Here is a 6164-nt window from a genome sequence, read left to right as displayed (position 1 = left end):
AGCCGGCGTGCTGATAAAACCCATCACAATGACAAAGGGCACACAGTGCCCCAAAGAGGGCCCTTGAGGCCCTCTTCGCGTCTCTGCAAGACGCAACACACGGTGACGCGGGGTGGAGCAGCCCGGTAGCTCGTCAGGCTCATAACCTGAAGGTCGCAGGTTCAAATCCTGCCCCCGCAACCATTCCAAATTGCCTAGTGTCTACCGAACCGGAAGACCCGCTCGAACCCGCCTGCTTTTTGGCGTGTTTTTTGCGTTCGGCGGCGATCGTCAAAATACCGGCCAAATCGCCGTGGACGTCGATGACCAATCCATCGCCTTCCGGGGTCAGGATGATCCACTCGATCAACGAGCGGATGATCTCAGTAGCGATGAGACGGTTGCATTCATCTTTCGAGGAAAGCGCGCGGGTGAGGTTGTCCAACTGCGCGCGGTAATGGTGGGCCATGCTTGGATGCAGCTGCGGAGGCGGTTCCTGCGCCTGCGATACCTGCGCCTCAAGATCCCGCTTCCTGGCCTCCATCTTGAGCATGCGCTGATTGATCTTGTCGGCATTGCCGCCGGCCAGAATCATATCGACGAGCTTGTCGAGATCGCGATCGATCTTGGAGACTTCGGCGCGCGCGGCCTCGGTGGCTTTGCCGGCATTCTTGCGCAGTCTGTTCATTTCTTGCGTGAACTCTTCACAGAATTCGGCGAAGAGGGCTGGGTCCATGAGGTGATGGCGGAGCGCGTGTATGACACGATCCTCCAAACGATCACGTCTGATCGAGCGCCGGTTGTCGCAGGTGCCCTTGTTGCGCGCAGAGGCACAACCGACCCTTTGTTGCGAAATCAATGTGACGGCACCGCCGCAACAGCCACACTGCAACAGCCCAGACAGCATGTACTTTGGTCGTTTACGCGGCCGTGCCTGTCCCACCGTGTCGACTGAGACCCGAGCCTGGCGGTCTTTGGCCTCATGCCAAAGCTCATCGCCAACGATCCGAAGCTCGGGAACGGCTTGAACAATCCATTCCGACTGTGGATTTGGGCGAGCCTGCCGTTTGCCGGTATCCGGATCCTTAATGAAGCGTTGGCGGTTCCAGACCAGCTTCCCAACGTACATCTCGTTGTTGAGGATGCCGGTTCCGCGCTTGGGATTGCCGTTGATGGTTGAGAAGCCCCAATCGCCGCCACTTGGACACGGAATTCCTTCGCGATTGAGATCGGCGGCGATAGCCCGGCCCGATTTGCCGGCGCAGTATTCGCGGAAGATCCGCCGTACAATCTCGGCTTCCTCTTCGTTGATGGTGCGCGTTCCGCGCACGAGTTCACCGTGCTCATTGAGGCTCTTTACGACATCGTAGCCATACGCATTGCCGCCGCCAGACTTGCCTTGTTCGACACGGCCCCGGAGCCCTCTGCGGGTTTTGTCGGCAAGATCCTTGAGGAAGAGGGCGTTCATGGTGCCCTTGAGCCCGATGTGCAGATGGGTGACTTCTCCCTCCGAGAGCGTCACGATCTTGGTGTCTGCATAGGCCATGCGCTTGAACAGACCGGCGATGTCCTCCTGATCGCGCGACAGTCGGTCCATGGCTTCGGCCAGGATCACATCAAAGCGCCCCCGTGCAGCATCGGCCATCAGCGCCTGGATGCCCGGGCGGAGCAGGGATGCCCCGGACGTGGCATGGTCGGTGTATTCCTCGACGATCTCCCAGCCCTGCTTTTCTGCATGAAGGCGGCAGATGCGCAGTTGATCGGCGATCGAGGCGTCGCGCTGGTTGTCGGAGGAGTAGCGGGCGTAGACGGCAACTTTCACAGGAAACATCTCCTGCTTCAGGTATCCGATGGATTGCGTTCCTGAAGCATCTGGGAATAGGTTTCTCGAGCAGCCTGCCGTGCGAGAATGCGCACCAACTCAATCAGCCGGGGATCCCGGCTTGCGTGTGGTGAACTGAACTCCAAGGGCGGCTTGCCCATCCTGCCCGAGCTGCTTTGCTCGTGACGGCTGTGAGCGCTCATTCTTGCGTCACTCGAGCAAGATTGCAAGCCCAATGCGAACGTCGAGCGACTTGCGTTCGTCGGGGCGTTTGCCGCCTCCTATCTAGGCAGCCGACGGTCAACTGACGCGCATTCGTTGAAGGCATATGCGGCACGTGCTTACCCAAATTGGGTCTGACCGCCGGTCGAGACTATTATGCGGATCGGATCCGATGCCAATCAGATATATTTAGGGGCTCGTGCCGAGCCGACGGAACTGTGCTTCGATTGTAGCGCCAGCAATGACGACTTGGTGCCGGGTGCCGATATCGGAACCGCGCATCGAGATAGTGTTTCAACCAGAAGGTGTCGTCCGGTCATGTAAGACGGTTTGCGGCCTGCAACGACGGCAAAATCGGATGATCCGGTTAGTCCGCTTCCGGGCGGCATTTGGCTGGAGTGGACGTTCGTTCAGGCTTTAGCGCGCTTGCTTTGGGAGCAGGATGTCGGCGCGGCTACGTCGGATGATCCGGAACGGTAGCTTCGAAGACACGAAATGGGACCGACGTTCGATTACCTCGGTGCCGGCTTCTGACCCTCTGAGGACACTTAGCGGTGCTTCTTCCATCCTCGAGAGTGGACCGACCGCTCTATCTGGTCGATGCGGAGACCGAGCGGCCGCTTAGGATCTTCTAAATCGAGCTATGGCGCCGTCAACGCGCTTAAGGCGCGTATCAGGAACCAGTATAACGTCGACGATCCGGAGAGCGGTTTGCTGCTGAGGGACAGCGCTCAGTATCCGCTGAGGTCAGACGTGGCGCAGCGCGTCATGACCAGCATGCGTCGGCAATAAAGGCGTGCGTCCGGATTGAGCCAGACTGGATCGATCTCTCGGTATCATCCCCGGCATCTGCGATATGTGTTTGCCTCTCACCGGTGAAGGAGGCTCTCGCTGTTGAGTAAATATGCAGAAATTGCTCGCATGCGCGTGGCAGACCGTGAGGGCCGCGGAAATCGCCCCAGAATTTACGACAATTTGACGGTCGCCTACCTGTATAGGCACGTGACCTACCCCAGGGCTAAAATGCCCCACCGAGTGCCAAAACCCTTCCGAGAACCAAGTGGCACGTGACTACGCTTGTGCGGGCGCGCGATGACATAGATTTCACGGGCGGTCGGTGTGCGGCGTGCTAGGCGTCTGGCATGTCATTGATTTTCGCCGCTGCCGTTTCAGCCTGCATCGCCAACGTCCACGATGGTGACACCGTCCGTCTCTGCGACGGTGAGCGCGTCCGTATCCAGAATATCGATGCCCCCGAGGTCGCCGGATCGCCGCGGTGCTCGCCGCAATCTATGCGCCGCTTGATCGGCTCGAAGAACCCTTCCTGGTGCGACTACCAGCTCGGCGACAGGAGCCGGGATGCGCTTGCCTCGTTGCTCGGGCAGGGGCCGGTGACGATCGCGCGCACTGGCACTGACCGGTACGGGCGCACACTGGCGCGGCTTGTCGTCAACGGTAAGGACGCCGGGAGCTATCTCGTGGCGATGGGGCTGGCCCGGCCATGGCAATGAGCTATCGGATGAAAATCCTACTTTTGCTTTTGCTCGCCTATGGTGTCGGCTTCGCGCAGACATATTGGGAGCGCACCCATCGCGCGCCTTCGCCTCCGGTACACATTAGAATAATACCGGGTGCAGTTTTGGCATGAACTGGTTAACAATTTTCGGAAGTCGGTTAACATTTTGTAGCACGGCACTTATACTCGAAATGGATAACTGCGGTAATTAGACTTAGGTACTCTATCTAGCTTTTACCAAAAAGTGGGGGATAACGTGCTGGAATCGCTTAAAAGAGCTGACGAGCAACCTGCGGGCTCGGGCGAGAAAGCTGGCGTCGATTTTGATGATTTCAATAGATTGAACGGAATTGGCCTGAGACTTGCCGAATTGGTGAGTGAGTATCAACGAGTAGTGCCACAGATCGATTCCATGTTGAACGTTCGGGCGACGGTTGCAGCAAGAGTAGCGAGTGCGGCGTGAGTGGCTCAATCCACCATAGAAGATCGGCAACTTGGCGCTGCGGCAAGGGAGATTTATCGCAGCCGGCGGTTCCGTGAATGTTCTATGCCCAGCGAGCTATTCGGGGAGCCAGCGTGGGATATGCTGCTCGATCTGTTCGCATCTGAATGCGAAGGGCGGCGAATTTCAGTCACGACACTTTGCATTGCATCTTCGGTGCCATCAACTACGGCTCTTCAGTGGATTGCAATCCTTGTGAGCAACGGGTTTGTTGAGCGCGAAGATGATCCTGATGATAAGAGACGCGCGCACGTAAGCCTCACGCCGAAGGGGCGGGCGGCGATGATAGAATACCTCCGCAATTATCTGGGTGTTGAAACGCCGTCGCCCTAGAGTCGCATTCTGCGAACTCCCATGCTAGCTTCTCTGCCTCTCAAGGAACGGCAGGGCATGGGCGCGCAGAAAATCTCGTTGGATCAAGCTCGAGATATCTTGGAAAAGCTGGAGGAAGCGCTCACGTCGCTCGAAATTTGCGGGCAGCCGATCATTGCGGCGCACGTCCAGATGGCTGTCGATCTGCTGTGCGCGTCTACGGATATCGACGAGAATTCAGGCGCGCAGATCGATCCCTGATCGCCGTTGAAACGCTGAAGGCTCGGTATTTTGTTCCGAGCCTTCAGCCTATCTGGACATCAGGGGCACTTGGCGAATTTGCCCTTGTTCGTTCCGGAGGTGTAGCGGCACTTGCCGTCCTTGCCCTTGGCGACTGACGCGGCTGCGGGCTTCTTCGCTGCATCCGGACACTTAATGAACTTGCCCTTTGCGTCGCGGCACTGGTTGGCAGCGAGGGCGGGCGTAGCGCTGATAATTCCAGCGATGGCAATGGCAGCGATCATCTTACGGATCATGACGTGATCTCCCGTTCCGGGCCCGGACTCGGCGGGCCATCGCATTGATGAACCACCGTTTCCGATGCGACAATAGGGTTCGCGACGTAGCTTAGAGCGGAAGTCGCGGTTGTGCGGAGGGATCGTCTGCGGGCGATGCCTTTTCGGCCCAAGTTTCATCCGTGGCATCGATAATCAGCGGATGTTGCCATGGGCGGCAGCGCATTTCCGCATCTTCCAGCGTGCCGTCTGTCCATCGGTCCCAGTCCTGACGGGCGAGGATTCCGCTCTCCGGCGCCCAGGAGTGGCCGCTCTTGGCGGATGCCGTTGAAAAAGTCGCTTCTTGGGTGAGGTGGAGGGTCGGATTGAAGCGGGCGAGCGGAGTTGCCTGACCTCACGTCATCGCTGGCTGCCTGGCAAGGCTGATCTTGGCCAGCTTGCGCAGGTTCTGGGCGGCGGCGGCGAGGTGGAATTCGTCTCGGGCACCGTAGGGGCCGCGTAATCGTAGCCGCTCGAGCCGCATGATCCGTTTCAGGTGAGCGAAAAGCATTTCGACCTTCTTGCGCTCGCGGCGCGAGGCGATCCATTCATCTTCCTGCGATAGTACCCGAGCCAGATCGCGTGCGCCTTCGTGGATCGAACGGGTCACCTTGCGAGCCGGCAGAATGGGTGTGCATTGTGGCTTGAGAGCGCAACTGCTGCAGTCCTGCTGCCGGGCTCGGTAGCGGATGAAGCCGTCCTTGTCGGCATCTGGTCGTGGTGAGGCAAAGTTGCGGTTGCGTGGACGCAGGCGCTTGCCGGCCGGGCAGATATGCTGTCATCCCCGTGATCGAAGGTGAAGTCGCTGCGCTCGAAAGCACCATCGCTCCTGGCGGACTTGTCGAAGACGGGCACGTGCGGCTCGATGCCACGCTCGTGAACGAGCCAAGCGAGCATACCCGCAGAGCCGTAACCGGTGTCGCCAATCAGCTTGCGTGGCCATAAGCACATGGCGGTCGGCCGCTCGCTCGATCATCCTCTTGGCTGCGGTAACCTCCGCTTGGCGCACTGCAGTGCTCGCCTCGACATCGACGATCACCGCATTGTCGACGTCGATCAGGTAATTGGTGGAGTAGCAGAAATCGGCGCGCCCGCCGTGCGCCGAGGTATAGCGGGATCGACAGGCGAGACGCGCTTGGGCTCGAACCGAGTTGCGCCACCGAAGACTGCATCATCGAGAACGGCGAGGTACTCCTCGACGGCACGCCGGGACTGTCAGGATTTCCGTGTGCGGCGAGGCATAATGGGCAACAAGGA

General features: G+C 59.0%; 6 protein-coding genes, 1 tRNA gene and 1 pseudogene. 5 read left to right on the top strand and 3 right to left on the bottom strand.

Annotated elements, in window-relative coordinates:
* Window positions 1–106: 106 nt before the first annotated feature.
* Window positions 107–183, top strand: a tRNA-Met gene (locus EDF56_RS25260).
* Here EDF56_RS25260 and EDF56_RS25255 read toward each other — a convergent pair.
* Complete coding sequence (locus tag EDF56_RS25255) at window positions 140–1810, bottom strand: recombinase family protein (protein ID WP_243652854.1); 1671 nt, start codon at window positions 1808–1810, stop codon at window positions 140–142. The genes EDF56_RS25260 and EDF56_RS25255 overlap by 44 nt on opposite strands.
* 1355 nt (window positions 1811–3165) lie before the next feature.
* Between EDF56_RS25255 and EDF56_RS25245 the strand changes: the two genes are divergently transcribed.
* The 4 genes from EDF56_RS25245 to EDF56_RS25230 all read left to right on the top strand — a co-directional run bounded on the left by EDF56_RS25245 (window position 3166) and on the right by EDF56_RS25230 (window position 4614).
* A complete protein-coding gene (locus EDF56_RS25245) occupies window positions 3166–3534 on the top strand; it encodes a thermonuclease family protein (RefSeq protein ID WP_132392849.1) in 369 nt (122 codons plus the stop codon).
* Between the two features lie 261 nt (window positions 3535–3795).
* Window positions 3796–4002, top strand: coding sequence for a hypothetical protein (locus tag EDF56_RS25240; RefSeq protein ID WP_132392847.1), 207 nt, complete (start codon window positions 3796–3798; stop codon window positions 4000–4002).
* 120 nt (window positions 4003–4122) lie between these two features.
* Window positions 4123–4374, top strand: coding sequence for a winged helix DNA-binding protein (locus tag EDF56_RS25235; RefSeq protein WP_243652853.1), 252 nt, complete (start codon window positions 4123–4125; stop codon window positions 4372–4374).
* 57 nt (window positions 4375–4431) lie between these two features.
* The gene (locus EDF56_RS25230) at window positions 4432–4614 is read left to right on the top strand and encodes a hypothetical protein (RefSeq protein ID WP_132392845.1); all 183 of its coding nucleotides are present in this window, start codon (window positions 4432–4434) and stop codon (window positions 4612–4614) included.
* A gap of 59 nt (window positions 4615–4673) precedes the next feature.
* On the opposite strand, the gene EDF56_RS25225 is transcribed toward EDF56_RS25230, so the two are convergent.
* Window positions 4674–4889 (bottom strand): hypothetical protein, encoded by a 216-nt coding sequence (locus EDF56_RS25225; protein WP_132392843.1) that lies wholly within the window; start codon window positions 4887–4889, stop codon window positions 4674–4676.
* A gap of 373 nt (window positions 4890–5262) precedes the next feature.
* A pseudogene (locus tag EDF56_RS25220) lies at window positions 5263–6122 on the bottom strand (transposase); the annotation flags it as partial.
* Window positions 6123–6164 lie beyond the last annotated feature (42 nt).

The sequence above is a fragment of the Novosphingobium sp. PhB165 genome, from assembly GCF_004341845.1.
Taxonomy (GTDB): Bacteria; Pseudomonadota; Alphaproteobacteria; order Sphingomonadales; family Sphingomonadaceae; genus Novosphingobium.
The sequence above is the reverse complement of the archived record's forward strand: the minus strand, read 5'-3'. Positions and strand labels throughout refer to the sequence as shown.

Excerpts from the sequence above, each read along its gene's own strand:
- EDF56_RS25255 (WP_243652854.1), bottom strand. The coding sequence starts at position 1,810 with ATGTTTCCTGTGAAAGTTGCCGTCTACGCCCGCTACTCCTCCGACAAC.
- EDF56_RS25245 (WP_132392849.1), top strand. The coding sequence starts at position 3,166 with ATGTCATTGATTTTCGCCGCTGCCGTTTCAGCCTGCATCGCCAACGTC.
- EDF56_RS25235 (WP_243652853.1), top strand. The coding sequence starts at position 4,123 with ATGCTGCTCGATCTGTTCGCATCTGAATGCGAAGGGCGGCGAATTTCA.
- EDF56_RS25230 (WP_132392845.1), top strand. The coding sequence starts at position 4,432 with ATGGGCGCGCAGAAAATCTCGTTGGATCAAGCTCGAGATATCTTGGAA.
- EDF56_RS25225 (WP_132392843.1), bottom strand. The coding sequence starts at position 4,889 with ATGATCCGTAAGATGATCGCTGCCATTGCCATCGCTGGAATTATCAGC.